Genomic DNA, 25,099 nt, shown 5'->3' with positions numbered 1-25,099 from the left:
GGAAAGACGCTTCGGGTGTTTTATTACAAGCGAAACCGGTCGCTTATAGGCGGTGCGTTTACGACGGCGGAACTGGTGTTTCACGCCGTGGTCCGGAATGTCCGATCTCAACACAGCAATGCTGTGCTTTCGGTGCTTATCAATATTTTCCAGGTTCTGGTGCTGGTGAGTGTGTTTTACGTGATCATGTCCCTTCTTGGCGCGCGCGTTGCCAAAATCCGGGGTGAGTTCATTCTGTATCTGCTGTCTGGGGTTTTCCTGTTTCTGACGCACATTAAAGCCGTCGGTTCGGTTTCCGGAGTGGACACGGGTAATAACCCGATGATGCTGCATTCGCCGATGAACATGATGGTCGTGCTTATGGCTGCTGCTTTCGGGTCGCTGTATACTCAGGTTTTGACAATCGTTATCATCCTGTTTGTCTACAGCGTATCGGTTGCTCCGCTGGAAATTCAGGAGCCCGGTGGCGCCTTTGCCATGCTGATGCTGGCCTGGTTCACGGGCTGTGCGGTCGGCGTGGTGTTCATGGCGATCAAGCCCTGGTTTCCGACCACTGCCACGATCATGAGCACGATTTACCGGCGCCTGAATATGGTGTTCTCGGGAAAAATGTTCGTCGGCAATGCGCTGGGCGGGTTCATGTTGACCATGTTCGCCTGGAATCCGTTGTTTCACATTATCGACCAGTGTCGGGGTTTCGTTTTTCGAAATTACTATCCGCGCAATACCAACTGGGAATATCCTGTCTGGGTCGGGTTGGCTCTGTTGTTGATCGGCTTGCTTGGAATTTTCTTTACCCGCCAGCATGTGTCGCAAAGCTGGAGCGCACGCCGTTAACCCGCCACGCGCAAGGTCAGGTTGATCCGCCCGCCTTTTGGCAACAGTTTTGAAGACCCGAAACGAATGCGATCTACCCCGTGATAGGTTAGGCGCGCGGGTCCGCCCATCACAACAACATCGCCCGAGCCAAGCCAGATCGATTCCGTTTTGCCCCCTCGGGTCGTGTTGCCAATGCGGAACAACGCGTCGTCACCTAATGAGATCGAAAGGACCGGCCAGGAAAAATCGGCCTCGTCCTTATCCTGATGCAGGCCCATTCGCGCCCCTTCGCCATAGTAGTTGACCAAGCAACAATCAGGGTCACGTTCGGGGCTGGCAAGATCGCGCCAGATATCCAGAATGCAGTCTGGAATGGTGGGCCATTCCATGCCCTTTGGATGGTGCGGCTGGTACCTGTACCCGTTCTTGTCAGTGACCCAACCCAGCGCCCCGGCTGAGGTCATGCGAACAGACATTTCCTTGCCCGAAGGGGTGGTCGGGCGGAACAAAGGTGCTGATTTCAGAATCGGACGCAACAGCGTGATCAGCTGTGCCTGGGCAGCTCCGTCAAGGTAAGCTTTCCTGATTTCAAAACCGCGTAAAAGCAGCCGCGCCATTCCAGATTCCTCAATCCTTGCCAAAACCTTGCAAAAAAGGCTGCAGATTCCTGAAAACCTGCATTTGTGAATGCTTGCAGGCCCCTGTTCCCGTCCTTATATACGCCGGGACGCGCGATGGTGTAGGACCATTGCGCAAATCAGATCGGGGCCAGATGCCATAACGGGTCGGGCCTCGGGACATCGCCTTGAAGAGAAAGGGATTGAACATATGGGAAAAGTAATCGGGATTGACCTCGGCACCACCAACTCGTGCGTTGCCATCATGGACGGCTCGCAGCCGAAGGTCATCGAAAACGCCGAAGGGGCGCGGACCACGCCCTCGATCGTCGCCTTCACCGAAGATGAGCGACTGGTCGGTCAGCCTGCGAAACGCCAGGCGGTCACCAACCCTGACAACACGGTTTTTGGCGTCAAACGCCTGATCGGTCGTCGTGTAGATGATGCCGAAGTCGAAAAAGACAAGAAAATGGTACCATACGCCATCGTTGATGGCGGCAATGGCGACGCGTGGGTCGAAGCCCGCGGTGAAAAGTACTCCCCAAGCCAGATTTCGGCCTTCACTCTGGGCAAGATGAAGGAAACTGCTGAAAGCTACTTGGGTGAGGAAGTCACACAAGCCGTTATCACCGTTCCGGCCTATTTCAACGACGCACAGCGTCAGGCGACCAAAGATGCCGGTAAAATCGCCGGCCTGGAAGTGCTGCGGATCATCAACGAACCGACAGCTGCCGCTCTGGCCTATGGTCTGGACAAGGAAGAAACCCAAACCATCGCGGTTTATGACCTTGGTGGCGGCACCTTCGACGTAACCATTCTGGAAATCGACGACGGGTTGTTCGAGGTTAAATCGACCAATGGCGACACCTTCCTGGGTGGTGAAGACTTTGACATGCGCATCGTCAACTACCTGGCGGATGAGTTCAAAAAGGAACACGGTGTCGATCTGTCCCAGGACAAGATGGCGCTGCAGCGTCTGAAAGAAGCTGCGGAAAAAGCCAAGATCGAACTGTCCTCGACCTCACAAACCGAGATCAACCAGCCGTTCATCTCGATGGGCGCCAACGGCCAGCCGCTGCACATGGTCATGAAACTGACCCGTGCCAAGCTGGAATCGCTGGTTGGTGATCTGATCAAGAAGTCGATGAAGCCCTGCGCGGCTGCTCTGAAAGATGCTGGCCTGTCGGCTGGCGATGTAGATGAGGTTGTTCTGGTCGGTGGTATGACCCGGATGCCGAAAGTGATCGAAGAGGTCACTAAATTCTTCGGCAAAGAGCCGCACAAAGGTGTGAACCCGGACGAAGTGGTTGCCATGGGCGCCGCCATTCAGGCCGGTGTTCTGCAGGGTGACGTCAAAGACGTTGTTCTGCTGGACGTGACACCGCTGTCGCTGGGTATCGAAACGCTGGGTGGTGTGTTCACCCGACTGATCGACCGCAACACCACGATCCCGACGAAAAAGTCTCAGGTCTTCTCGACCGCCGAAGACAACCAGAACGCCGTGACCATTCGCTGTTTCCAAGGGGAACGTGAAATGGCTGCGGACAACAAGATCCTGGGCCAGTTCAACCTCGAAGACATCCCGCCCGCACCGCGCGGCATGCCGCAGATCGAGGTGACTTTTGACATTGACGCCAACGGCATCGTCTCGGTTTCGGCCAAGGACAAAGGCACTGGCAAAGAGCAGAAGATCACCATCCAGGCATCGGGCGGCCTGTCCGACGAGGACATCGAAAAGATGGTCAAGGACGCCGAAGAGAACGCGGAGGCCGACAAGGAACGCCGCGAGCTGGTCGACGCAAAGAACCAGGCGGAAAGCCTGATCCACTCGACAGAAAAGTCGATGGAAGAACATGCCGACAAGGTTGATCCAACAACCATCGAAGCCATCGAGCTGGCGATTGCCGCGCTGAAAGACGAGCTGGAAACCGAGAATGCCGACAAGATCAAGTCGGGCATCCAGAACGTTACCGAAGCGGCCATGAAGCTGGGCGAAGCCATCTACAAAGCGCAAGCTGAAGACGGCGAAGATGAACCTGCCGCTGCGGATGCTGCACCGGGCGAGGATGACATCGTCGATGCCGAGTTCGAAGATCTGGACAACGACAAGCGTAGCTAACGGGTAACCGGGCCAATTCGGGCCGGTCCGGTCACCGGGCCGGCCCGATTACGTTGAGGCAGAAGGAAATACTGATGTCAAAACGCGACTATTACGATGTGCTCGGCGTATCCAAGGGTGCATCAGCGGACGAGATCAAGAAAGGCTTTCGCAAGAAGGCCAAAGAATTGCATCCCGACCGCAACAAGGACAATCCGGAGTCAGAGGCACAGTTCAAAGAAGCGAACGAGGCCTATGACGTCCTGAAAGATGCTGAACGCAAGGCGGCTTATGACAGGTTCGGTCATGCCGCATTCGAAAATGGCATGGGCGGCGGTGGCCGACCTGGCGCTGGCTTTGGTCAGGGCGACTTTTCCAGTGCATTCTCGGATGTGTTCGACGACCTGTTCGGCGATTTCATGGGTGGCCAACGGAGCGGGGGCGGTGGACGTCGTGCCGCACGCGGTTCGGATCTGCGCTATAACCTGCGCGTCTCGCTGGAAGAGGCGTATTCAGGTCAGCAGAAAACCATCAATGTCCCGGCAGCGGTTGCCTGTTCGTCCTGCGACGGATCCGGGGCTGAAGGCGGTGTTGAGCCCACCACCTGTCCGACCTGTTCGGGTATGGGCAAGGTGCGTGCGCAACAAGGCTTTTTCACAGTAGAACGCAGCTGTCCGACCTGTTCGGGCCTGGGTCAAATCGTCAAGAACCCCTGCAAATCCTGTCAGGGTGCGGGCCGTGTTGAAAAAGAACGCGCTTTGTCCGTTAACATTCCAGCCGGTGTCGAAACCGGCACGCGCATTCGTCTGGCCGGTGAAGGCGAGGCTGGAATGCGCGGTGGCCCTCCGGGTGATCTATACATCTTTGTAGAGGTCTCAGATCACAGGCTGTTCGAGCGTGACAGCGTGAACCTCTATTGCCGCGTGCCGGTCAGCATGGCCAAAGCCGCGCTTGGTGGTTCGATCGAAGTTCCAACCATCGACGGTGGCCGCGGGCGTGTGCAGATTCCAGCGGGCAGCCAATCGGGTCGCCAGATGCGCCTGCGCGGCAAGGGCATGCCAGCCCTACGCGGTGGCGGTGTTGGAGATATGTTCATTGAGCTGGCCGTGGAAACTCCGGTAAACCTCACCAGCCGCCAGAAAGAGCTGCTGCGCGAGTTCGACGACCTGGGTGAAGATAATCACCCGGAATCCAACAGCTTTTTCTCCTCCGTCAAATCCTTCTGGGACGGGATGAAGGGCTGAAGTCTTTTCCCAAAAAGGGGGCGCTGCCCCCCGCGACTCCCCCGAGGTATTTAGGGCCAGATGAAGCAGGTGATCCGCATTTCATCTGGCTAAAAATACCTCGGAGCGCGAGGCAGCGCCTCGCAAATCTTCGCTTGATTATTGTCGCCGCGCCTGAAATGGTCCGCGCAACCGTTGGGGTGCCTTGTTCGCAAGGCTGAGAGGTGCTGCTGCATCAACCCATCGAACCTGATCCGGGCAATACCGGCGGAGGGAACGGTCTTATGAATACAGACGTTTTCCCTGCCCCGTTGCCCCTAGAAGATGGAGCAACGACATGGCGGCAATTGCCCTGACCATTGCAGGGTCCGACAGCGGAGGCGGGGCCGGAATTCAGGCGGACCTCAAGGCGATGTCGGCGCTGGGCGTTTATGGGGCCAGCGTTATTACGGCGGTGACTGCGCAAAACACCCTGGCCGTGACAGCCGTTCATGGCATTCCTCTGAGTGTGATCCGCGCGCAAATCGACGCCGTGCTGAACGATCTGGATGTCGGGGCGATCAAGATCGGCATGCTGGCAACACCCGAGATTATCGAGACCGTTGCAGATGCCCTGTCGGGCTATGCCGGGCCCATAGTTTTGGACCCTGTCATGATAGCGAAATCCGGGGATGCATTGCTGGCGGGTGACGCAATCCGGACCCTTATGGACCTTCTGATACCACGCGCGACTGTTCTGACGCCCAATTTGCCCGAGGCTGCGCGCCTGCTTGGACAGTCCGAAGCGCAGTCTCCGGATGAAATGGTGGTTCAGGGACAGGCCCTTTGCGCAAAGGGGGCCGCGTCTGTTTTGATGAAAGGCGGGCATAGTCAGGGCGAGATATGTCATGATCTGTTGGTCGACGGTTCGGGATTGGTGGATGAATTCACAGCGCAGCGCCGGAACACAAAGAACACCCACGGGACTGGGTGTACATTGTCCTCGTCAATTTCCGCCGGGTTGGCCAAAGGTCTGAGCTTGCGGGATTCCGTGGCAGAGGCACATGCTTATTTGCAAGGCGCTATCGCCCAGGCTGATGGGCTGTGCGTGGGCCGGGGCCATGGTCCGGTGCATCATTTCCATCGGGTCTGGCCGGCGTGACGATCTGGTCTGTCATAGGGGCAGGAGTGGCCGGTTTGGCTGTTGCGTCCGAATTGGCTCATCGCGGCGCACGGGTGCAAGTCTTTGACCCCGCCGGCCTGCCGGGTCCGCATAGCTGTTCTTGGTGGGCCGGGGGAATGCTGGCCCCGTGGTGCGAGTTCGAAAATGCCGAAGAGCCGGTCTTGCGCCTGGGGCAGGGTGCTTTTGACTGGTGGGCGACCCGGACCAAGGTTCATCAGCGCGGTACTTTGGTCGTTTGCGGTGCGCGCGACTTGCCGGATTTACGTCGATTTGGTCGTCGAACGCAGGGGTATCATGAGGTAGATCAGCAGGAACTAGCTGCATTAGAGCCTGATCTACATGGTTTCGGCAACGGTCTGTATTTCAAGGGCGAAGCCCATATAGACCCACGCATGGCGCTGCAGGATGTGTTCGACAATCTTATCGCGCGGGGCGTTGCCTTTCATCGCGAACCCGCCCCTGCTGGGTTGGAGAACGCGATTGACTGCCGTGGTCTTCAGGCGCGGGACGCCTTGTCTGATCTTCGGGGCGTAAAGGGTGAGATGCTGGTGATCCGCTGCCCTGATGTGACGCTGACCCGGCCCGTGCGCCTGTTGCATCCCCGGATGCCGCTTTACATCGTGCCGCGTGGCGATGGCATCTACATGCTGGGCGCGACGATGATTGAATCCGAGGATAAAACCCGCATCACCGCGCGCTCGATGCTGGAACTGCTCAGCGCGGCCTATGCGTTGAACCCCGCTTTTGGCGAGGCCGAGGTGCTAGAGATCGGCGTCGATCTGCGCCCGGCCTTTCCCGACAATCTGCCTCGGATCAGGCGTCGGGGCGGGACGATTTACGCCAACGGGCTGTACCGCCACGGGTACCTGCTGGCACCTGCGCTGGCCCAAGGCGTTGCCGATCTGGCGCTTGAACACAAACATTCGGAGATGGTCGATGAAGATCGTGCTTAATGGCGAGCCGCGCGAGGTGCGGGCCGAGACCCTATCGGAATTGCTGATGGAATGCGGCTACTCGGGCCGTGTCGCTACTGCGGTGAACGAAGAATTCGTGCCCTCGGGGCTGCGTGTTGCCCATGCTTTGGCAGAAGGGGATCGGATCGAAATCGTCGCGCCGATGCAGGGGGGCTGAGGATGAAATCCTTTTACGGAACCACATTGGCCAACCCGCTGATGCTGGGCACGGCGCAATATCCCAGCCCGGCTATTCTGGAGCAGGCCTTTCGCGAAAGCGGGGCGGGTGTTGCCACGGTCTCGCTTCGCCGAGAATCAGGGGCGGGGCAGGCATTCTGGCAGATGATCCGCGATCTGGGCGTGTTGGTGCTGCCCAACACCGCCGGATGCCATACGGTCAAAGAGGCGGTAACCACCGCCCAAATGGCGCGTGAGGTCTTTGATACCAAGTGGATCAAGCTGGAACTGATCGGCCATACCGACAGCCTGCAGCCGGATGTGTTCCAGCTGGTCGAAGCCGCGCGCATTCTGACCAGCGACGGGTTTCAGGTCTTTCCCTATACGACCGAAGATCTGATTGTTGGCGAACGGCTGCTTGCCGCCGGGTGTGAGGTGCTGATGCCATGGGGCGCGCCGATCGGGTCAGGGCGGGGGCTGAACAATGAATATGCCCTGCGTGCGATGCGGGCAGAGTTCCCGGATGTGCCCTTGGTGATTGACGCGGGCATCGGCCTGCCCAGCCACGCCGCCCACGCGATGGAGCTGGGTTATGACGCTGTACTGCTGAACACTGCTGTGGCCCGCGCCGGGGACCCCGTTTTGATGGCCCGCGCGATGGCCCGCGCGATCGAGGCCGGGCAACTGGCCCATCAGGCCGACCCGATCGAGGCGCGCGATATGGCGGAACCTTCGACCCCGGTTATTGGAAAGGCATTTCTGTCATGACACTCGACCGGTTTTATCCGATCTTCGATCATTCGGACTGGCTGCGCCGGATGCTGCCGCTGGGCATCAAGTTGGTACAGCTGAGGGTCAAGGACCAGCCCATGGATGTGGTGCGTGACCAGATTGCCAAGTCGCGTGACCTGTGCCGCGCAAATGGGACAGTTCTGGTGGTCAATGACTATTGGCAGGCGGCCATCGACGCCGGCTGTGACTGGGTGCATTTGGGGCAAGAGGATCTGGACGAGGCCGATTTGATTGCCATCCGCAAGGCGGGTTTGAAACTGGGCGTGTCCACCCATGATGATGATGAGTTAGAGCGCGTGCTGGCCATGGACCCCGACTATGTGGCGCTTGGCCCGGTCTATCCCACCATCCTGAAAAAGATGAAATGGCAGCAGCAGGGTCTGCCCCGCGTCGCAGAATGGAAAGCGCGTGTTGGAGATACGCCGCTGGTTGGCATTGGCGGGATGAGCGTCGAACGTGCGCCGGGTGTCTTGCAGGCGGGGGCGGATATCGTCTCGGTTGTGACCGATATCACCCTGAATACCGACCCCGAGGCGCGCTTGCGCCAGTGGATCGAGGTCACCAGATGAGCCGATATGCCCGTCAGACGCTGTTGCCAGAGGTTGGGGCAAAAGGGCAGGGCCGACTGTCCTCGGCGCGTGTCTTGGTGGTAGGGGCAGGCGGGTTGGCTGCCCCGGCCCTGCCATTGCTGGCCGGGGCAGGGGTCGGGCAGATCACGATCCTGGATCGGGATCAGGTTGAGCTGTCCAACCTGCATCGGCAGACCTTGTTTTCTGAGGCGGATTGCGGACACCCCAAGGCCGAGCGTGCGGCGGCACGGTGCAAGGCGATCAATGGGGACATAGACGTCAGCGGCAAAAAACAGGCTCTAACAGGCGAAAATGCCAGTAACTCGGTCGCTCAGGCGGATGTGATCCTGGATTGTGCAGACAGCTATGCGGCCAGCTATATCCTCTCGGACACTTGCTTGGCGCAGGGCAAGCCGCTGATCAGCGCCTCGGTGCTTGGGCTGTCGGGCTATGTCGGAGGTTTCTGCGGCGGCGCGCCGTCTTTGCGGGCGCTGTTCCCGGATGCGCCGGACAGCGGGGCCAGCTGCGCCACCGCTGGTGTTCTGGGTTCGGTCGTCGGGACGGTCGGCGCGATGCAGGCACAGATGGCGTTGAACCTGATCCTTGGACTGACGCCCTCGGCGCTGGGTCAGATGGTTCAATACGATGGTCGGACACTCCGTAGCACGGCCTTCCGCTTTGACGATGCGCCCGAGCCGAACAGCTGTTTCCGGTTTCTCTCGGCCGGGCAACTGGCGACAGATGACCAGATCATCGAGCTGCGCAGCCCCGAGGAATCCCCGCGCCCGGTACATCCTGATGCGCAACGGATATCGCCGGATGATCTGAATCAGATAGACCCTAATAAGGGCAAAAGGCTGGCATTGTGCTGTGCTACCGGATTGCGCGCCTGGCGCGCTGCCGAACGAATTCAACCGAATTGGCCGGGCGAGATTGTTCTTGTCGCGGCTTCAACCTCGTGAACAGAAGGAACCGCGAGATATGAAAAAACTGATCGCTGCAATCGCCCTGCTGGCTGCCGCGCCGGCCTGGGCCGAGGATAAGATGACCGTCTTGTTGGATTGGTTTGTGAACCCTGACCATGGTCCAATTATCGTCGCACAGGAAAACGGCTATTTTGCCGACCAGGGGCTTGAGGTTGAGATCATTCCGCCCGCGGACCCCTCCGCGCCGCCGCGTCTGGTGGCCGCTGGTCAGGCCGATCTGGCGGTGTCCTATCAGCCGCAGCTGCACCTGCAAATCCATGAGGGCTTGCCGCTGAAACGGGTCGGCACGCTGGTTGCCACCCCGCTGAACTGCCTGCTGGTGCTGGATGATGGCCCGATCAAGTCGCTGGCCGATCTGCGGGGCAAGAAAATCGGTTTCTCGGTCGCCGGTGTCGAAGAGGCGATCCTGACAACCCTTCTGGGTCAGCATGATATCGGTCTGGATGAGATTGAGATGGTCAACGTCAACTTCTCGCTGTCGCCGTCGCTGATGACCGGTCAGGTGGATGCGGTTATCGGGGCGTTCCGGAATTTTGAGCTGAACCAGATGGATATCGAAGGTGTCGCGGGTCGCTGTTTCTATATCGAAGAGGAAGGCATCCCACCCTATGACGAGCTGATCTATGTCGCCAATCCCGATACGATGGATGCCGACAAAATCGCCCGTTTCTTGGCTGCAACCGAGAAAGCGACCCAATATATCGTCAACAACCCGGAAAAAAGCTGGGAAATCTTCGCGGCCACCTCGACCGAGCTGAAGGATGAGCTTAATGCCCGCGCCTGGGTCGACACGCTGCCCCGGTTCGCACTGCGTCCGGCGGCGTTTGATGCGGGTCGCTATGCGCGGTTCGAGGAGTTCCTGAAGAACAGCGGCATGATCGACAGCCTGAACCCGGTCAGCGACATTGCCATCGATGTGACCGCGCAATGAGCAATTACGGCAAAGCTTTCGCATTGATGCGGGATGCCGCGCAGGGGCCGTGGCGGGATTACACTCGCCACACCTTTGTGGAAGGGATGAAAGACGGAACGCTGCCGCGCGCGGCGTTCCTGCATTACCTGCGACAGGACTATGTGTTCCTGATCCATTTTTCCCGTGCTTGGGCACTGGCAGTTGTCAAATCCGAGACTCATTCGGAAATGCTGGCGGCCGTGGCCACGGTAAATGCGTTGGTTGCCGAGGAAATGCAGCTGCATATCGGTATCTGCGAGGCCGCCGGGATTTCCCAGGAGGAGCTGTTCGCAACCCCTGAACGCGCCGAAAACCTGGCCTATACGCGCTTTGTGCTTGAGGCCGGGTATAGTGGCGATTTGCTGGACCTGCTGGCGGCTTTGGCCCCCTGTGTGATGGGCTATGGCGAAATCGGCACGCGGTTGGCCTCTGAAGCTACATCCGAGGTCTATCGTGATTGGATCGATACCTATGCCAGCGACGACTACCAAGGCGCGTGCAAAGCGGTTGGAGAACTGCTAGATCAGGCTCTAACACGGCGTATTGGTGAGAACTTTGCAGCCTCGCCTCGCTGGGACCGCCTGTGCCAGACCTTCCGCACCGCAACCGAGCTAGAAGTCAACTTCTGGCAAATGGGCCTGACCCCATGACACGGGCGCCCGATCTGAGCATCAACGGCACGGCTACGATTGACGGGGCGACGTTGTTCGCGCCGCTTACCCTGACCCTTGGGGCCGGGCAGTGGACTTGCCTGTTGGGCGGATCGGGCGTCGGTAAAACCACAATTCTACGTCTGATTGCCGGGCTTGATACAGGTGCCGTGTTCACCGGGCAGATCACCGCCGGTGACGGTGCTCCGATGCAGGACCGCGTGGCCTATATGGCGCAGGATGATCTACTGCTGCCCTGGGCAACGGTTGCACAGAATGTCTCGTTAGGTGCGCGGCTTCGGGGCAAGTCGGTCGATCTGGAGCGGCGCAACCGTCTGATTCAGCGCATGCGATTGCAGGATCATATGACCAAGAAACCCGCCGAACTGTCGGGCGGCCAACGCCAACGCGTGGCCTTGGCCCGGACGTTGATGGAAGACCGCCCGATTGTTCTGCTGGATGAGCCGTTCTCGGCCCTTGATGCTCGCACCCGCGCCGACATGCAGGATCTTGCGGTCGAGGCATTGCAGGGCCGGACTGTTCTGCTGGTCACCCATGACCCGGGTGAGGCCGCCCGGCTGGGCCAGTCCATCATGGTGATGACACAGCAGGGCCTGACCCCTTGTGAACCGCCGCATGCACCTGCCCCGCGCCATGTGGACGACCTTGAGACGCTTGAGACGCAAGGTGCGCTGTTGCGCTTGCTGCGCGAGGCGGTCGCATGAAATATCTCTCAGCCCTTGCAGCCACCGTGTTTGCGATTGCGATCTGGCAGGGGATCGTCTGGACGACCGGCCTGCCTAAATTCATCCTGCCAAGCCCCGCCGTGGTGGTCGAGACCTGGTGGCAGAACCGTTGGCTGATCGCCGAACACACTTGGATCACTGCGGTCGAAGTGGTGATTGGATTGGCTTTTGGGACGGTTCTGGGTGTGGTCACGGCGCTGCAACTGGCCAATTCGCGGGCGGCGCGAGTTTTGGTACAGCCGATGCTGGTGTTCACGCAGGCTCTGCCGGTTTTTGCGCTGGCCCCGTTGCTGACGCTTTGGCTGGGCTATGGTCTGTGGTCCAAGGTCGCGATGGCGGTGCTGATCATCTATTTCCCGATCACCTCGTCTTTCTTCGATGGGCTGATGCGGACGCCGCAGGGCTATCTGGACCTTGCGCGCACGATGCAGGCCAGTCCGCGTGCAGTGCTGTGTTATATCCGCATTCCGGCGGCGATGCCCTCGCTGGCGTCGGGGATGAGGCTGGCCGCCGTCTATGCGCCGATCGGGGCGGTGATTGGTGAATGGGTCGGCTCGTCCCAAGGGTTGGGATATTTGATGCTGTTGGCCAATGGCCGTGCAAAGACTGATCTGATGTTCGCCGCGATGCTGACCTTGGGGGTGTTTTCCATCGTGTTGCATATGGTTGTCCGCCGCGCCACTGCCCGCATGGCAGGTGAGGTGCGTTAACCATCTGGAAACCGATTCTGCGTCAGGCTGAGAGCATGACACAGGACGCCTTTTCCGAAGCCCCAATGCTGTTCGATACAGACGAAGCCCCCGCGCAGCCGCTGCCGACGGGTCGGTTACCCTCCTACATCAAAGATCATCGCAAGCGGCTGCGCGAACGGTTCCTGTCTGGCGGGTCCGCCGCCATGCCGGATTATGAGCTGTTGGAACTGGTCCTGTTCCGTTCAATCCCCCGGCAGGATGTGAAACCGCTGGCGCGTGCGCTGATGGAAACGTTCGGCGATTTCAATCGGGTGCTGACCGCCCCCGAGGAACGGCTGCGCCAAATCAAAGGTGTCGGGGATACTGTGATCACCGATCTGAAAATCCTTGAGGCCTGCGCCCATCGTATGGCCCGCGCGCGGGTGATGCGGCGACATGTGATTTCCGGATGGGACGCATTGCTGGACTATTGCCACACCACCATGGCCCATCGTGAGACCGAACAATTCCGTGTGTTCTATCTGGATCGCAAAAACGTGCTGATCGCTGATGAGGAGCAGGCCAAGGGCACGGTGGATCATGTCCCTGTCTATCCGCGCGAGGTTGCCAAACGGGCGCTGGAGCTGAATGCCTCGGCGTTGATACTTGTGCATAACCATCCGTCAGGTGACCCGACCCCGTCGCAATCGGATATCGACATGACCAACCGAATTCAGGATGCATGCCTGGCACTGGGCCTGACGCTGCATGACCATCTGATCATTGGAAAGTCGAACGAGTTGAGCTTCAGGTCCGAAGGCTATCTGTGAGTGCTATTGAACCCAGACCTCGACCCGGCGGTTGACCTTTCGGCCCCATTCCGTGTCGTCGCAGGCCATGGGCATGGCCTCGCCAAAGGCGTCGACCGTGATTTCGACGCTGTCCCCGATAGCGGTTTCAATCTCGGCCAATACGGCATTGCGAACGGTTTTTGCCCGCAACAATGCGATCCGCGCATTGGTTGACGCTGCCCCTTCGCCATCGCTGAAGCCGACAAACCTAAGCTTTCGGGCATCGAGGGTCCCGGATTCCAAAAGAAGGGCAAGATGTCGGATATTGGACCGTGACTGCGCATCCGGGCGCGAGGAACCGGGCTCGAACCGGAAGGACAGTGACAGGCGGGACATGGGTCTGAAAATCTCGACCAGCCGCTGAAGTTCCTCCAAACCAACTTCTGATCCGCCCGACGCGATCGCATTGGCAAGTCGATCCCCTTGCACCCCAAGACCCATAGTCTCGGGGGTTTGATCGACAAAGCCAGCCTCGCGTATTGCAATCTGCGCCTCGGCTCCCTGGGTGTAGGCCAGGAATTGGCGTGCAAAACGCGGCAATCGCCGGTCCGGCAGGTATAGAAACATAGGCGAGGTCAGCGGATAATCTTCGGTCTTGATTGACTGCCGAGTTGCCGCCAGCGCATGACCGCATCCGCCGGTCAAAGGCAGGGCACGCGCGGTGCTGGCTTCGGCTTGGCTTGCGACACCTATTGAAAAGGGATCCGCAGCAACGGAACGCACCAGATCAGTACTGCGGTTATGCCGAATGGCCGCCTCGGAAAGGGCTGTGCCGGAGGGTCCCAGAAGCCTGTCTTCGACATTCTGGGCCAGACCCGAACCGGCTTCCGGAAGGTGCAGTGAAATTGGCGCATCGGGTCCGCCCAACTCGGCCCAACTCGTAATCTCGCCCGAAAACACCCGGGTTAATTCCGCAAGCGAGATTTGCTGTAACGGGTTCGAGTTGGCAACGATTGGTACCAAAGCGTCAAGCGCGATGACGCGGGCCCGGCGGGTGCGGGTCAGATCGCCAAGGCCTACCGCTTGTGCGGCTTGCTCCTCTTCGGGTCGGATTTCGCGCAACGCCAGAACAATATCAGCCTGGTTTTCTGCCTGCGCCCTAAATCCGCGCTCAGTGTTCCCTGCGTCAAAGAAGAACCGACCCAGCGGTGCTGCCCGCCCGGGTTGGTGCAGTTCGTAAGAAAATGTGTTGGCGGTCAGCCTGTTTGGGGTCGCCGACAACCCTTGCTGCTGTGCGAAGCCAACAATCAGCGCTGGTAGAACCTTTTCCGCCATGACCGAAGATCCGGCAAATCGGATTTCAGCCACAAAATCGGTCAGGCTTGGGCAGGCAGGTCCGGTACAGGTCACACCGGACCCATCAACTGTCAGCGTGCCGAATTGTGTTGCCACGCGATAGAACTCGCCGTCAAATCCCAGCAGGTCACCGGTGATTTCGACCTTGCCGTCATGCGACATAAGCGAGATGTCTTGCGCCTGTGCGCCCGACGCGATTGTAACGGAAGCCAGTGCAGCCGCTGCCACACGAAAGAATTTCATAAGATGCCCGAGCCTGCCTGCGGATTTAGTTTGCGGCGATTGTCAGGTCTTGGAAGAGATTATTCAACACCAGAAACTCTCCGGTGCGGGAGCATTCAGGAAAACTCAGCGTCCTGTCTTTTGATCTCAACCGATCATCCCGCAATTCAAGCGACTGGATGTTCAGGTCGCGCCCGCAATTTTCTGAAGTCACCTCGGTTTCGACAGTGATTTCTATCGACCCGTTTTGGTTGGAAAGACCAGCAGGGAACGAATAGATTTCGATGTTTTTCATGTCCCCGGTTCCGGTATTGCCCAGACGCACTACCTGTCCGGCGCCTTCGGTCGGGGTCTCGGCCGAGACATGGCCATTGCCGCCATAGCTGGCCCCGAATTCCAGCGCATGAATTTGCAGGTCAGTTTCACCCTGCCATTGCAGGGCAATGCGTTCGTAATTGGCAATGTCAGCGATATGGGTGGTTGCGACTGTTCCATGCTGGTCTTCAAACGAGATCAGAAAGATCGCATATTCTGACAGGGCCGGGATTGTCATGTCCATGCGCCCTACTGCGTCGGTGCGCTGTGTGACTGTCAGACCGCTGTGGTGAATTTCCACGGATTCATTACTGTGGCAGGGGGCGTTGACGACCAGCCGGGCGGCAGCACCGGGAACGGCAGTAGCGCGCGCACTGAGGGTGCAGTCAATGGGATTGACAGGTTCTGACCGACTGGACTCGATAAAACGGTTGTCGGACCCGGTCTCTTTGCTTGTTCCGTGAACCGGTGCAGATGAGGTCAGAACGACTTCGCTTAACCCGGGGATGATTGAAGCCTGATCCGTAACTGATGCCACATCGACAGAAGCCCGCTCCCCTCGCGGTTGCGCAGGGGTTCCGTTCTGCATGAGGTAGCCAATGGCCAATGCACAAGCAACGGTGCCGCCAGTGGTTACGTAGTTCTTAATTACAAACAAGACACCCTCCCCAGTTGAAGGAGCGATTCGCACCCTGCAGTTGAATCACGGCTAATATGTGGCCGTGAGGCGGACTCATTGTGTCTCGATTGTGGTGACGTTAGGTCAACCGGCCATGGCAATGCTTAAACTTCTTGCCTGAACCGCAGGGGCACTTGTCGTTGCGCGACGGGTTTCCCCAAGTTGCCGGGTCGTCTTCGACAAATCCAGGCCGCGCATCACCCGAGGCTTCGGCCTCGGCCACCGCTTCGGCGTGACCAGTGGCCTGATCTACCGCCTGCTGCGCCCGTGCCTGCTGCGCTTGCATCTGGGTCAGCATTTCGCGCTGCTCCTCTTCGGTCAGCGGTCGCACGCGGGACAGCTGCTGGGTCACGGTTTCGCGCAACGAATCCAGCATGGATTCGAACAGCTGGAAGCTTTCGTTCTTGTATTCGTTCAGCGGGTCGCGCTGGGCATAGCCGCGGAAGCCCACGACCGAGCGCAGATGTTCCAGCGTCAGCAGATGTTCGCGCCATTTGCTGTCGATCGTGTTCAGCAAGACCTGCTTTTCGATGTTGCGCATGTTCTCGGGGCCGAACGCGGCCACTTTTTGCGCCATCATCTCGTCAGCGGCGTTGATCAGCCGTTCGCGCACCTGCTCGTCATCCACGCCTTCCTCAGCGGCCCAATCCTGAACCGGGGCGTCAATGGTCAATTTTTCCTTGACCGCTGCGTGCAAACCCTCGGTATCCCACTGATCAGCATAGGATTTCGGCGGCATATATTCGTCGATCAGATCGTCGATCACCTGTTCACGCATGTCTGATACGATTTCGGACAGATCGTCGGCGGACATGATTTCGCGCCGTTGGCTGAATACCACCTTACGCTGGTCGTTCATCACATCGTCGAATTTCAGGACGTTCTTGCGCATGTCAAAGTTGCGACCTTCGACCTTGGATTGCGCCCGCTCCAGCGATTTGTTCACCCAAGGGTGGACGATGGCCTCACCTTCTTTCATGCCCAGCGTGGTCAGAACCTTGTCCAACCGTTCCGAGCCGAAGATGCGCATTAGGTCGTCTTCGAGGCTGAGGTAAAACACGGTGCGGCCCGGATCACCCTGACGGCCGGACCGGCCCCGCAGCTGGTTGTCGATACGGCGGCTCTCGTGCCGTTCGGACGCCATGACATACAGCCCACCGGCAGCCAGGACCTTTTCTTTTTCTTCAGCATGGCGGGCTTCTTCCGCGGCACGCAGCTCGGCCGGATCTGCCTCGGGGTTTTCGGCCAGCGCCTGCAGAACCTTCATTTCCACATTGCCGCCCAGCTGAATATCAGTACCGCGACCGGCCATGTTGGTGGCGATGGTTACTGCGCCATATCGGCCCGCATCGGCAACGATCTGCGCCTCTTGCTCGTGTTGGCGGGCATTCAGAACATTGTGCTGGATACCCTCTTTGGTGAGCATCTGGCTGAGCAATTCGGACTTTTCGATGGACGTGGTGCCCAGAAGGACCGGTTGTCCGTTTTTCTGGGCTTCCTTTGTCTCATCGATCATGGCGCCGTATTTTTCGGCCGCGGTACGAAAGACCTGATCGTCCTCATCCAGACGCGCGATCGGTTTGTTGGTTGGTACTTCGACAACGCCCAGACCGTAGATTTCGGCAAATTCCTCAGCCTCGGTCAGCGCGGTGCCGGTCATGCCGCCCAGCTTGTCATACAGGCGGAAGTAGTTTTGGAACGTCACGCTGGCCAATGTTACGTTTTCGGGCTGGATCTGCACGTTTTCCTTGGCTTCGATGGCCTGATGAAGACCTTCCGACAGGCGACGACCTGGCATCATGCGACCGGTGAACTCATCAATCAGAACGACATTGCCGTCCCGCACGATGTAATCTTTGTCACGTGTAAACAGCTTATGCGCGCGCAAGCCCTGGTTCACGTGGTGAACGACTGTGGTGCTTTCAGGATCATACAGCGAATGGTCTTCTGGGATCAGGCCGTTGGCAATCAACTGTTGCTCCAGAAACTCGTTACCTTCATCCGTGAAGGTCACGTTCCGGGACTTTTCGTCCAGCGTGAAGTGATCTTCTCCCAATGATGGGATTAGCGCATCAATCGCGGTATACAGGTCCGACCGGTCCTCGGAGGGCCCCGAAATGACCAGCGGCGTCCGTGCCTCGTCAATCAGGATCGAGTCGACCTCATCCACGATCGCGAAATTGTGGTGTTTCTGGTAAATTTGATCCAGTTCCGCCTTCATATTATCGCGCAGATAATCAAAACCCAGCTCATTGTTGGTGGCATAGGTCACGTCACAGGCATAAGCAGCCTTTTTCTCGGCATCGGGCTGCCCTGACCAGATGACACCGGTGGTCATGCCCACGGCGGCAAACACCTTGCCCATCCATTCCGAGTCGCGCTTGGCCAGGTATTCGTTCACCGTGACCACGTGCACGCCTTTACCGGTCAGCGCGTTCAGATAGGCGGGGAGGGTCGCAACCAATGTCTTGCCTTCACCCGTTTTCATCTCGGAAATATTGCCCTGATGCAGGAAGGCGCCGCCCATCAACTGCACATCAAAGGCACGCAGGCCCAGCGCGCGTTTTGCCCCTTCGCGTACGTTGGCAAACGCCTCGGGCAGCAGATCATCCAGGCTTTCGCCTTCCAACGCACGTTTGCGCAGCTCGGCGGTCTTTGCGATCAGGCCGTCATCCGACAGATTCTCGAACTCGGGTTCCAGCGCGTTGATCTGTTCGATCAGGGGGCGGGTCGCCTTGATCTTGCGGTCGTTCGGTGTTCCGAACACCTTTTTGGCGAGCGTTCCGAGTCCCAGCATGTTCACTCCAGCGGATCTGTTCTTGTCTTGGTTTTGACAGGCTTGCCCACCTTGCGCGCAACCCATAGATACGGGGGGTGAAAGGCGGCCCTGTCCAAGGCTTCAAAGCGATGTAAGCGGCAGGTTCCAGAGTGTCAACGCTGCGCCCTGCCGTGGCAAAGAAATAGGATGATTCCATGCCCAAAGGCCTCACTTTTCTGCCATCGCTGGCCCTTGCAACGGTGATGGCGCTGCCATTGGCCGCCGAAACCAAGCCCGATGCCAGCACGGTGGTCGCCCGCGTAAACGGCGAAGAAATCACTCTGGCGCATGTGATCGCAACAGTTGCGACACTGCCCCCCAACTATCAGCAGGTCGAAGATGATGTTCTGTATGATTTCATCATCGAACAGCTGATTCAGCAGCAGTTGCTGGGCCAGGAGCAAGAAGGGCTGAGCAATCTGAACGCCTTGGCCATCGAGAACGAGACGCGGTCGTTGCTGGCGGTTCAGACCGTAAATGCCCTGATCGACGAAGTTGTAACGGCAGAAACCATTCAGACCGCCTATGATGCGCGCTTTGCCGAGTTTGAAGGCGAAGATGAGTTTAATGCCAGCCATATTCTGGTCGAGACCGAGGATGAGGCCAAAGACCTTAAGGCTCAGTTGGATGATGGCGCCGACTTTGCCGAGCTGGCCAAAGAAAAATCAACCGGTCCTTCCGGCCCGAATGGCGGGGTGCTGGGTTGGTTCGGCAAGGGGCAGATGGTTCCCGAGTTTGAAACCGCCGTTGTCGCGCTTGAGAAGGATCAGGTGTCGGACCCGGTGCAGACACAGTTCGGCTGGCACGTGATCATTCTGAATGACAAGCGCAAATCCGAAGCGCCCGCACTTGATGCGGTACGCGACGAGCTGGCACAGGATCTGCAAAGTGAAGCTATTCAGGCCCGTATCGGCGAATTGACCCAGGCTGCACAGATCGAACGTCCTGCACTCGAAGATGTGAACCCGGGCATCGTGCGTCAGTTGGACCTGATTCAGGAGTAACCCCGTGGCCTCGATCACCAAAGTCTCTCCGCTGGCCCCGGCGGCGTTTCCCGAATTGCCCGCGATTGACGGTGTGCGCTTTGCGACCGTCGAAGCCGGCGTACGCTATCAAGGCCGCACCGATGTGATGCTGGCGGTCCTTGATCCAGGCACTTCAGTGGCTGGGGTCTTTACCCGCTCGGCCACACGTGCGGCACCCGTGCTGGATTGTCAGGACAAGATCGGCGGGCCAAGTGACAGGCCGGCGGCGATCCTTGTGAATTCGGGCAATGCCAATGCATTTACCGGGCATTATGGCCAAAGCTCGGTCGCCGAGGTGACGCAAGCAGTGTCCAAGGCCACAGGCGTACCGGTCGAACGGGTTTTTACCTCGTCAACTGGTGTGATCGGTGAGCCCTTGCCGCATGACCGCATCGTGGCGCAGCTTGAGGCCCTGAAATCCGGCCTCAGTCGCCACGCAATCGAAGATGCAGCGCGGGCCATCATGACCACGGATACCTTTCCGAAAGGAGCTTCGGCGCAGGTCGAGATTGACGGAAAAACGGTCTCTATTGCGGGGATTTCAAAGGGTTCTGGCATGATCGCGCCTGATATGGCGACGATGCTGGTTTATATCTTCACCGACGCCCAGGTCGAGCAATCCGCGCTGCAGCAGATGCTGGGTGCGCAAACCGACCGCACTTTCAACTGCATCACCGTCGACAGCGACACTTCGACGTCGGACAGCCTGCTGCTGTGTGCTACTGGGGCTTCGGGGGTGGATGCGACAGACAATGCCGCCTTTGCCGAGGCTTTGGAAACCGTGATGCTGGACCTTGCCCAACAAGTGGTACGCGATGGCGAGGGCGCCACGAAATTCGTAGAAATTCGTGTGACCGGGGCCGTCACCGATGCCGACGCCAAGGTGCATGGATTGGCGATTGCCAATTCACCACTGATAAAAACCGCCATTGCGGGCGAAGACCCGAATTGGGGCCGCGTCGTCATGGCCATCGGAAAATCGGGTGCAGCTGCCGACCGTGACCTGCTGAGCATTTCTTTCGGAGACATCCTTGTGGCCGAAAAAGGTTGGGTCAGTCCCGATTACCGCGAGGAAGACGCCGCCGAATACATGAAAGCTCAGGACCTTGTAATCGGCGTCGATCTAGGGCTGGGCGCGGGTAAATCCACCGTTTGGACCTGCGACCTGACCCATGGCTATATCGAGATCAACGCGGATTACCGGTCGTGAAAACAGTTCTGGTTTCTGCGGTCGCCCTGATAGACATTGAGGGCCGGGTGCTGCTGGCGCAGCGCCCCGAAGGTAAATCCATGGCGGGCCTGTGGGAGTTTCCCGGCGGCAAGATCGAACCCGGCGAAACACCCGAGGCCGCCCTGATCCGCGAGCTGGAAGAAGAGCTGGGCATCAACACCTGGGCCTCATGCCTCGCCCCGCTGACCTTCGCCAGCCACAGCTATGATGATTTCCACCTGCTGATGCCGCTGTTTGCCTGCCGCAAATGGGAAGGCATTCCACAATCGAAGGAAGGACAGGCGCTGAAATGGGTGCGTGCGAATGATCTGCGCAGTTACCCGATGCCTGCGGCAGATGTGCCGTTGATCCCGATTTTGCGGGATTGGCTTTAGGGTCCCGGTTCGATCTTGTCTGGACGCTGGAATTCAGCGCGCGATTTAAACCTATTGCAGCGCTTAGGCGCAGGCAAGAAACGGAAAAGCGCACGAGCGCAATCGCTTGAAAAGTAGGGAGATGTTTGGAGTTTGGTGCCCAGGAGAGGACTCGAACCTCCACGTCCATACGGACACTAGCACCTGAAGCTAGCGCGTCTACCAATTCCGCCACCTGGGCAGGTGTCGTGGAGGGGCGTTTAAGCCTACTGGCGGAAGGCGTCAACCGGATTCGGGAAGTTTTTCGAAAGTTTTTTGACCACCGCTTTCAACCGTCTGTGCCGCGTTGCTTTTTCGTGGCTGCGCGGCGTTATTGCGCCTTGTTTGAAAGGGCATTGGGCGGTAGATCGGATCAGGACCCAATAGCAGGAGCCCTCAAATGTCCAAACTGGTCACGATTTATGGCGGATCCGGATTTGTCGGCCGGTATATTGCGCGACGTCTGGCGAATGAAGGCTGGCGCGTTCGGGTTGCGGTGCGCCGTCCGAACGAAGCGATGTTTGTTAGACCCTACGGTGCGGTGGGGCAGGTCGAACCTGTCCTGTGTAACATCCGCGATGACGCTTCGGTTGCTTTGGCGATGCGGGGGGCTGATGCGGTGGTGAACTGTGTTGGTGTGTTGAACGAGATTGGCCGGAATGAATTCGATACCGTTCAAACCGAAGGGGCTGAACGCATTGCGCGTCTAGCAGCCGCTGAAGGTGTAACCCGTATGGTCCATATCTCGGCCATTGGTGCTGATGCCGAGGCGGGGAGCGAATACTCTCGTACCAAAGCGCAGGGCGAGGCCGGTGTTCTGGCGCATATGCCGGGTGCAATGATCCTGCGCCCTTCGGTGATTTTCGGAACCGAGGATCAGTTCTTCAACCGTTTCGCTGCGATGACCCGGATGGGGCCATTTCTGCCGCTGGTCGGGGCCCAGACGCAATTTCAGCCGGTCTATGTGGATGATGTCGCTAAGGCTGCGGTGCAGGGCGTGCTGGGGCAGGCCAGCGGGGGTGTCTACGAACTGGGCGGACCCGAAGTGAAAACCTTCCGTGCGTTGATGCTGCAGATGCTGGATGTGATCAACCGTCACCGGATTATCCTTGGGATTCCCTTTTGGGTGGCCCGGATCATGGCGGGAATGCTGGACATAATGAAATTTGCGAGCTTTCAGTTGTTTCCGAACAATATCTTGACGCGTGATCAACTCAAGAATCTGCGTCACGACAATGTTGCTTCGGATAGCGCGCTTGGCTTTGCCGATCTGGGGATCGAGCCGGCGACGCTGGAATCGGTCCTGCCGGATTATCTGTGGAAGTTCCGCCCCTCGGGTCAGTATGATGACATACAGAACTCGGCCAGCAATATGCGGACCTGATCAGCTGTAGGCGATGACCAGAAGGATTGCGCCCACTACTACGCGGTAGATCACGTATGGCGTAAAGCTGACGCTGCGCAACAGGCGCATCATCAGCGACAAGGCAAGCAGCGCGGACAGAAACGCAAAGAAGGCAGCAACAGCACTGTCGAACGCCAGTTGGGCATTTGCCTGGCGGATGACCTCTGTGGACAGCAGCGCTCCGGATGCCAGAATCGTGGGTATGGACATCAACATCGCGATGCGTGCGCCGTCTTCGCGGCTGTATCCAAGCTGGCGCGCCCCGGTGATCGTGATCCCGGACCGGGATGTTCCGGGGATCAGTGCCAGAACTTGCCACAGGCCCATGATCATCGCATCGCGCAGGCCCCAGTCAGAGGTTTCTTTGCTTTGCGGCCCTTTCTGGTCCATCCAGTAGAGCAATATGCCGAACCCCAGCATCGTCCAGCCGATGACCGTCATTGAGCGCAGAGACTGGCTGAGCCCGGTTTTGAACAGGATCGCTCCGACAATGACGGTTGGGATCGTGGCCAGAATCAGCCCCAGGGCCAATCGGGCTTGTGGTGTATCGGTGCGCCCCAAAAGAGCCTGCGGCAGTCCGGAAATCGCCATTTTCACATCAGACCAGAAATACAGAATTACGGCGCCCAGAGTGCCCACATGCACAGCGACATCGATGGCCAACCCCTGATCGTCCATACCGGTCAGGCTGGGTAAAAGTATCAGATGACCCGAAGATGAGATCGGCAGAAATTCGGTAATTCCCTGAATGACTGCTGCAAGAATCAACTGAAAAAGACTCATTTACCTGCCCGTGCTGCCGTCACGTGTTCTTTGTGATCCCTGCGTATAAGCGCGGTAAGGAAAAGAAAAGGATGCAAATAGGTCCGAATCGGAACTAAAATCCTGTATTTCTCACTGGTCATCGGTGGAATCCCGCAAAGTTTTTGAAAAAAGGTCAGTACACTTGACTTTTAATCCCCCTACGCATCTTTTAAAGAGGCGCGACCAAGCCAATTCATGGAGTCTGACCCGTGGCCAAGCAACCGATGCTGAAATTTGTGCAGATCGACCGAGTAATGCCGGAAAAACGGGCCGCAGATGCCCGCACGGAAGACTTTGACGAAATCTATGCCGAATTCGCTGCTGCCAAAGCTGAAGAACAGGCCAGCCGCTGCAGCCAATGCGGTGTGCCTTATTGTCAGTCGCATTGCCCGCTGCACAACAACATCCCCGACTGGCTGAACCTGACCGCAACGGGCCGTCTGGAGGAGGCCTATCACACCAGTCAGGCCACCAACACCTTCCCCGAGATTTGTGGGCGCATCTGCCCACAGGACCGCCTGTGCGAAGGGAATTGCGTGATCGAACAATCTGGGCACGGCACTGTTACCATTGGCTCGATCGAGAAATATATCACCGACACAGCCTGGGAAAAGGGGTGGGTCAAGCCGGTCGTACCGGGTGCTGAGCGCCGCGAAAGCGTCGGCATCATCGGCGGCGGCCCTGGTGGACTGGCAGCGGCGGACATGCTGCGCCGTGCGGGTATTCAGGTCTCCGTGTATGATCGCCATGACCGGGCAGGCGGACTGCTGATGTATGGAATTCCGGGTTTTAAGCTGGAAAAAGACGTTGTTCAGCGCCGCAATGACCTGTTGGCTGATGGCGGGGTTGAGTTTGTTCTGAATTGCGACGTGGACGCCGCCAAATTCGCGGAAATCCGTTCCAAACATGATGCGATTATCATCGCAACCGGCGTTTACAAGTCGCGTGACCTGTCCATGCCTGGCAGCGGTTTGACGGGTATTGAAAAGGCCATCGACTTCCTGACAGCCTCGAACCGCAAAAGCTTTGGCGACGAGGTCGAAGATTTCGACAATGGCCGTTTGAATGCCGAAGGCAAAAAAGTTGTCGTGATCGGTGGCGGTGATACCGCGATGGATTGCGTGCGGACTTCGATCCGTCAGGGTGCGACCTCGGTCAAATGCCTGTATCGCCGCGACCGCGCGAACATGCCCGGATCGCAGCGCGAAACGCAGAATGCCGAGGAAGAAGGCGTCGTATTCGAATGGCTAAGCGCGCCAAAGGGCTTTACCGGCGATGATCAGGTTTCCGGCGTTATGGTCCAGAAGATGCGTCTGGGTCAGCCCGATGCCACCGGCCGTCAGGCCCCCGAGTTGATCGAAGGCGCGGATTATGTCGAAGACGCTGATCTGGTGATCAAGGCGCTGGGGTTCGAGCCCGAAGACCTGCCCACCCTGTTTGGCCAGCCTGACCTGCCCGTGACCCGCTGGGGCACTGTAAAAGCAGCATTCGAGACCGGCGAGACCGAGATGGACGGGGTCTATGCCATCGGTGACATCGTGCGCGGTGCCTCGCTGGTGGTCTGGGCGATCCGCGATGGGCGCGACTGCGCCGACGCGATCCTTGACCGTTTCAACAACACGGCTGCGGTTGCAGCCGAATAAGCC

General features: G+C 58.4%; 24 protein-coding genes, 1 tRNA gene and 1 riboswitch. Of the genes, 19 read left to right on the top strand and 6 right to left on the bottom strand.

What is annotated here, in order from left to right; translation table 11 throughout:
* Positions 1-15 precede the first annotated feature (15 nt).
* Entirely contained in the window at positions 16-837 is an 822-nt protein-coding gene (locus tag AC2FH6_RS12400; RefSeq protein ID WP_496692621.1) for an ABC transporter permease, read from the top strand.
* Here AC2FH6_RS12400 and AC2FH6_RS12395 read toward each other — a convergent pair.
* Positions 834-1,436, bottom strand: a complete 603-nt coding sequence (locus AC2FH6_RS12395) for an alpha-ketoglutarate-dependent dioxygenase AlkB family protein (RefSeq protein ID WP_496692622.1) — start codon at positions 1,434-1,436, stop codon at positions 834-836. The two genes, AC2FH6_RS12400 and AC2FH6_RS12395, sit on opposite strands and share 4 nt — an antisense overlap.
* Positions 1,437-1,647: 211 nt before the next feature.
* Here AC2FH6_RS12395 and dnaK point away from each other — a divergent pair, with 211 nt between their 5' ends.
* From dnaK to radC, 13 genes are all read left to right on the top strand, one after another.
* Positions 1,648-3,555 carry a molecular chaperone DnaK gene (gene dnaK, locus AC2FH6_RS12390; RefSeq protein ID WP_281973405.1) on the top strand — a complete coding sequence of 636 codons (1,908 nt, stop codon included), beginning with the start codon at positions 1,648-1,650 and terminating at the stop codon, positions 3,553-3,555.
* A gap of 74 nt (positions 3,556-3,629) precedes the next feature.
* On the top strand, positions 3,630-4,778 hold the full coding sequence (gene dnaJ / locus AC2FH6_RS12385; RefSeq protein ID WP_496692623.1) for a molecular chaperone DnaJ: 1,149 nt from the start codon (positions 3,630-3,632) through the stop codon (positions 4,776-4,778).
* 165 nt (positions 4,779-4,943) lie between these two features.
* A riboswitch (TPP riboswitch) is annotated at positions 4,944-5,050 on the top strand.
* Positions 5,051-5,094: 44 nt separating this feature from the next.
* Positions 5,095-5,898, top strand: coding sequence for a bifunctional hydroxymethylpyrimidine kinase/phosphomethylpyrimidine kinase (thiD, locus tag AC2FH6_RS12380; RefSeq protein WP_496692624.1), 804 nt, complete (start codon positions 5,095-5,097; stop codon positions 5,896-5,898).
* Positions 5,895-6,872: an FAD-dependent oxidoreductase gene (locus AC2FH6_RS12375; protein WP_496702868.1), complete on the top strand. Its 978-nt coding sequence runs from the start codon at positions 5,895-5,897 to the stop codon at positions 6,870-6,872. Before thiD ends, AC2FH6_RS12375 begins: the two co-directional genes overlap by 4 nt.
* Positions 6,856-7,050 carry a sulfur carrier protein ThiS gene (thiS, locus tag AC2FH6_RS12370; RefSeq protein ID WP_496702866.1) on the top strand — a complete coding sequence of 65 codons (195 nt, stop codon included), beginning with the start codon at positions 6,856-6,858 and terminating at the stop codon, positions 7,048-7,050. The genes AC2FH6_RS12375 and thiS overlap by 17 nt, the downstream gene beginning before the upstream one ends.
* Before the next feature lie 2 nt (positions 7,051-7,052).
* The gene (locus tag AC2FH6_RS12365) at positions 7,053-7,817 is read left to right on the top strand and encodes a thiazole synthase (protein WP_281995831.1); all 765 of its coding nucleotides are present in this window, start codon (positions 7,053-7,055) and stop codon (positions 7,815-7,817) included.
* A complete protein-coding gene (locus AC2FH6_RS12360; protein ID WP_281995832.1) occupies positions 7,814-8,410 on the top strand; it encodes a thiamine phosphate synthase in 597 nt (198 codons plus the stop codon). Before AC2FH6_RS12365 ends, AC2FH6_RS12360 begins: the two co-directional genes overlap by 4 nt.
* Complete coding sequence (locus AC2FH6_RS12355) at positions 8,407-9,372, top strand: ThiF family adenylyltransferase (protein ID WP_496702863.1); 966 nt, start codon at positions 8,407-8,409, stop codon at positions 9,370-9,372. Before AC2FH6_RS12360 ends, AC2FH6_RS12355 begins: the two co-directional genes overlap by 4 nt.
* Positions 9,373-9,391: 19 nt before the next feature.
* Positions 9,392-10,327 carry an ABC transporter substrate-binding protein gene (locus AC2FH6_RS12350; protein ID WP_142637333.1) on the top strand — a complete coding sequence of 312 codons (936 nt, stop codon included), beginning with the start codon at positions 9,392-9,394 and terminating at the stop codon, positions 10,325-10,327.
* Positions 10,324-10,998, top strand: a complete 675-nt coding sequence (tenA, locus tag AC2FH6_RS12345) for a thiaminase II (RefSeq protein WP_496702861.1) — start codon at positions 10,324-10,326, stop codon at positions 10,996-10,998. The genes AC2FH6_RS12350 and tenA overlap by 4 nt, the downstream gene beginning before the upstream one ends.
* Positions 10,995-11,723 (top strand): ABC transporter ATP-binding protein, encoded by a 729-nt coding sequence (locus AC2FH6_RS12340; RefSeq protein ID WP_496702859.1) that lies wholly within the window; start codon positions 10,995-10,997, stop codon positions 11,721-11,723. The genes tenA and AC2FH6_RS12340 overlap by 4 nt, the downstream gene beginning before the upstream one ends.
* Positions 11,720-12,454 carry an ABC transporter permease gene (locus AC2FH6_RS12335; RefSeq protein ID WP_496702857.1) on the top strand — a complete coding sequence of 245 codons (735 nt, stop codon included), beginning with the start codon at positions 11,720-11,722 and terminating at the stop codon, positions 12,452-12,454. Before AC2FH6_RS12340 ends, AC2FH6_RS12335 begins: the two co-directional genes overlap by 4 nt.
* 35 nt (positions 12,455-12,489) lie before the next feature.
* Positions 12,490-13,245 carry a RadC family protein gene (gene radC / locus AC2FH6_RS12330; protein WP_282022167.1) on the top strand — a complete coding sequence of 252 codons (756 nt, stop codon included), beginning with the start codon at positions 12,490-12,492 and terminating at the stop codon, positions 13,243-13,245.
* A gap of 3 nt (positions 13,246-13,248) precedes the next feature.
* Here radC and AC2FH6_RS12325 read toward each other — a convergent pair whose 3' ends face one another.
* The 3 genes from AC2FH6_RS12325 to secA all read right to left on the bottom strand — a co-directional run bounded on the left by AC2FH6_RS12325 (position 13,249) and on the right by secA (position 18,575).
* On the bottom strand, positions 13,249-14,805 hold the full coding sequence (locus AC2FH6_RS12325; RefSeq protein WP_496702855.1) for a phosphate ABC transporter substrate-binding/OmpA family protein: 1,557 nt from the start codon (positions 14,803-14,805) through the stop codon (positions 13,249-13,251).
* 25 nt (positions 14,806-14,830) lie between these two features.
* Positions 14,831-15,757 (bottom strand): hypothetical protein, encoded by a 927-nt coding sequence (locus AC2FH6_RS12320; protein ID WP_142637323.1) that lies wholly within the window; start codon positions 15,755-15,757, stop codon positions 14,831-14,833.
* A gap of 100 nt (positions 15,758-15,857) precedes the next feature.
* Positions 15,858-18,575 carry a preprotein translocase subunit SecA gene (gene secA, locus AC2FH6_RS12315; RefSeq protein WP_496692629.1) on the bottom strand — a complete coding sequence of 906 codons (2,718 nt, stop codon included), beginning with the start codon at positions 18,573-18,575 and terminating at the stop codon, positions 15,858-15,860.
* A gap of 176 nt (positions 18,576-18,751) precedes the next feature.
* Between secA and AC2FH6_RS12310 the strand changes: the two genes are divergently transcribed.
* From AC2FH6_RS12310 to mutT, 3 genes are read left to right on the top strand one after another with little or no spacing between them, the layout of a single operon-like run.
* Positions 18,752-19,600, top strand: coding sequence for a peptidylprolyl isomerase (locus tag AC2FH6_RS12310; protein ID WP_496698758.1), 849 nt, complete (start codon positions 18,752-18,754; stop codon positions 19,598-19,600).
* 4 nt (positions 19,601-19,604) lie between these two features.
* Positions 19,605-20,831 carry a bifunctional glutamate N-acetyltransferase/amino-acid acetyltransferase ArgJ gene (gene argJ / locus AC2FH6_RS12305; RefSeq protein WP_496702853.1) on the top strand — a complete coding sequence of 409 codons (1,227 nt, stop codon included), beginning with the start codon at positions 19,605-19,607 and terminating at the stop codon, positions 20,829-20,831.
* Positions 20,828-21,226, top strand: a complete 399-nt coding sequence (mutT, locus tag AC2FH6_RS12300; protein WP_496692631.1) for an 8-oxo-dGTP diphosphatase MutT — start codon at positions 20,828-20,830, stop codon at positions 21,224-21,226. The genes argJ and mutT overlap by 4 nt, the downstream gene beginning before the upstream one ends.
* A 133-nt stretch (positions 21,227-21,359) precedes the next feature.
* Here mutT and AC2FH6_RS12295 read toward each other — a convergent pair.
* Positions 21,360-21,446: transfer RNA gene (locus tag AC2FH6_RS12295), tRNA-Leu, on the bottom strand.
* Between the two features lie 198 nt (positions 21,447-21,644).
* Here AC2FH6_RS12295 and AC2FH6_RS12290 point away from each other — a divergent pair.
* Positions 21,645-22,628, top strand: coding sequence for a complex I NDUFA9 subunit family protein (locus AC2FH6_RS12290; RefSeq protein WP_496699306.1), 984 nt, complete (start codon positions 21,645-21,647; stop codon positions 22,626-22,628).
* On the opposite strand, the gene AC2FH6_RS12285 is transcribed toward AC2FH6_RS12290, so the two are convergent.
* Entirely contained in the window at positions 22,629-23,432 is an 804-nt protein-coding gene (locus AC2FH6_RS12285) for an undecaprenyl-diphosphate phosphatase (protein ID WP_142640289.1), read from the bottom strand.
* 230 nt (positions 23,433-23,662) lie between these two features.
* Here AC2FH6_RS12285 and AC2FH6_RS12280 point away from each other — a divergent pair, with 230 nt between their 5' ends.
* Positions 23,663-25,096 carry an NAD(P)-dependent oxidoreductase gene (locus AC2FH6_RS12280; protein ID WP_271951679.1) on the top strand — a complete coding sequence of 478 codons (1,434 nt, stop codon included), beginning with the start codon at positions 23,663-23,665 and terminating at the stop codon, positions 25,094-25,096.
* Positions 25,097-25,099: the final 3 nt, after the last annotated feature.

It is taken from the genome of Ruegeria sp. CDSC045, assembly GCF_059610725.1.
Note: the sequence above shows the minus strand (reverse complement) of the source record. Positions and strands in the feature narration are given on the sequence as shown.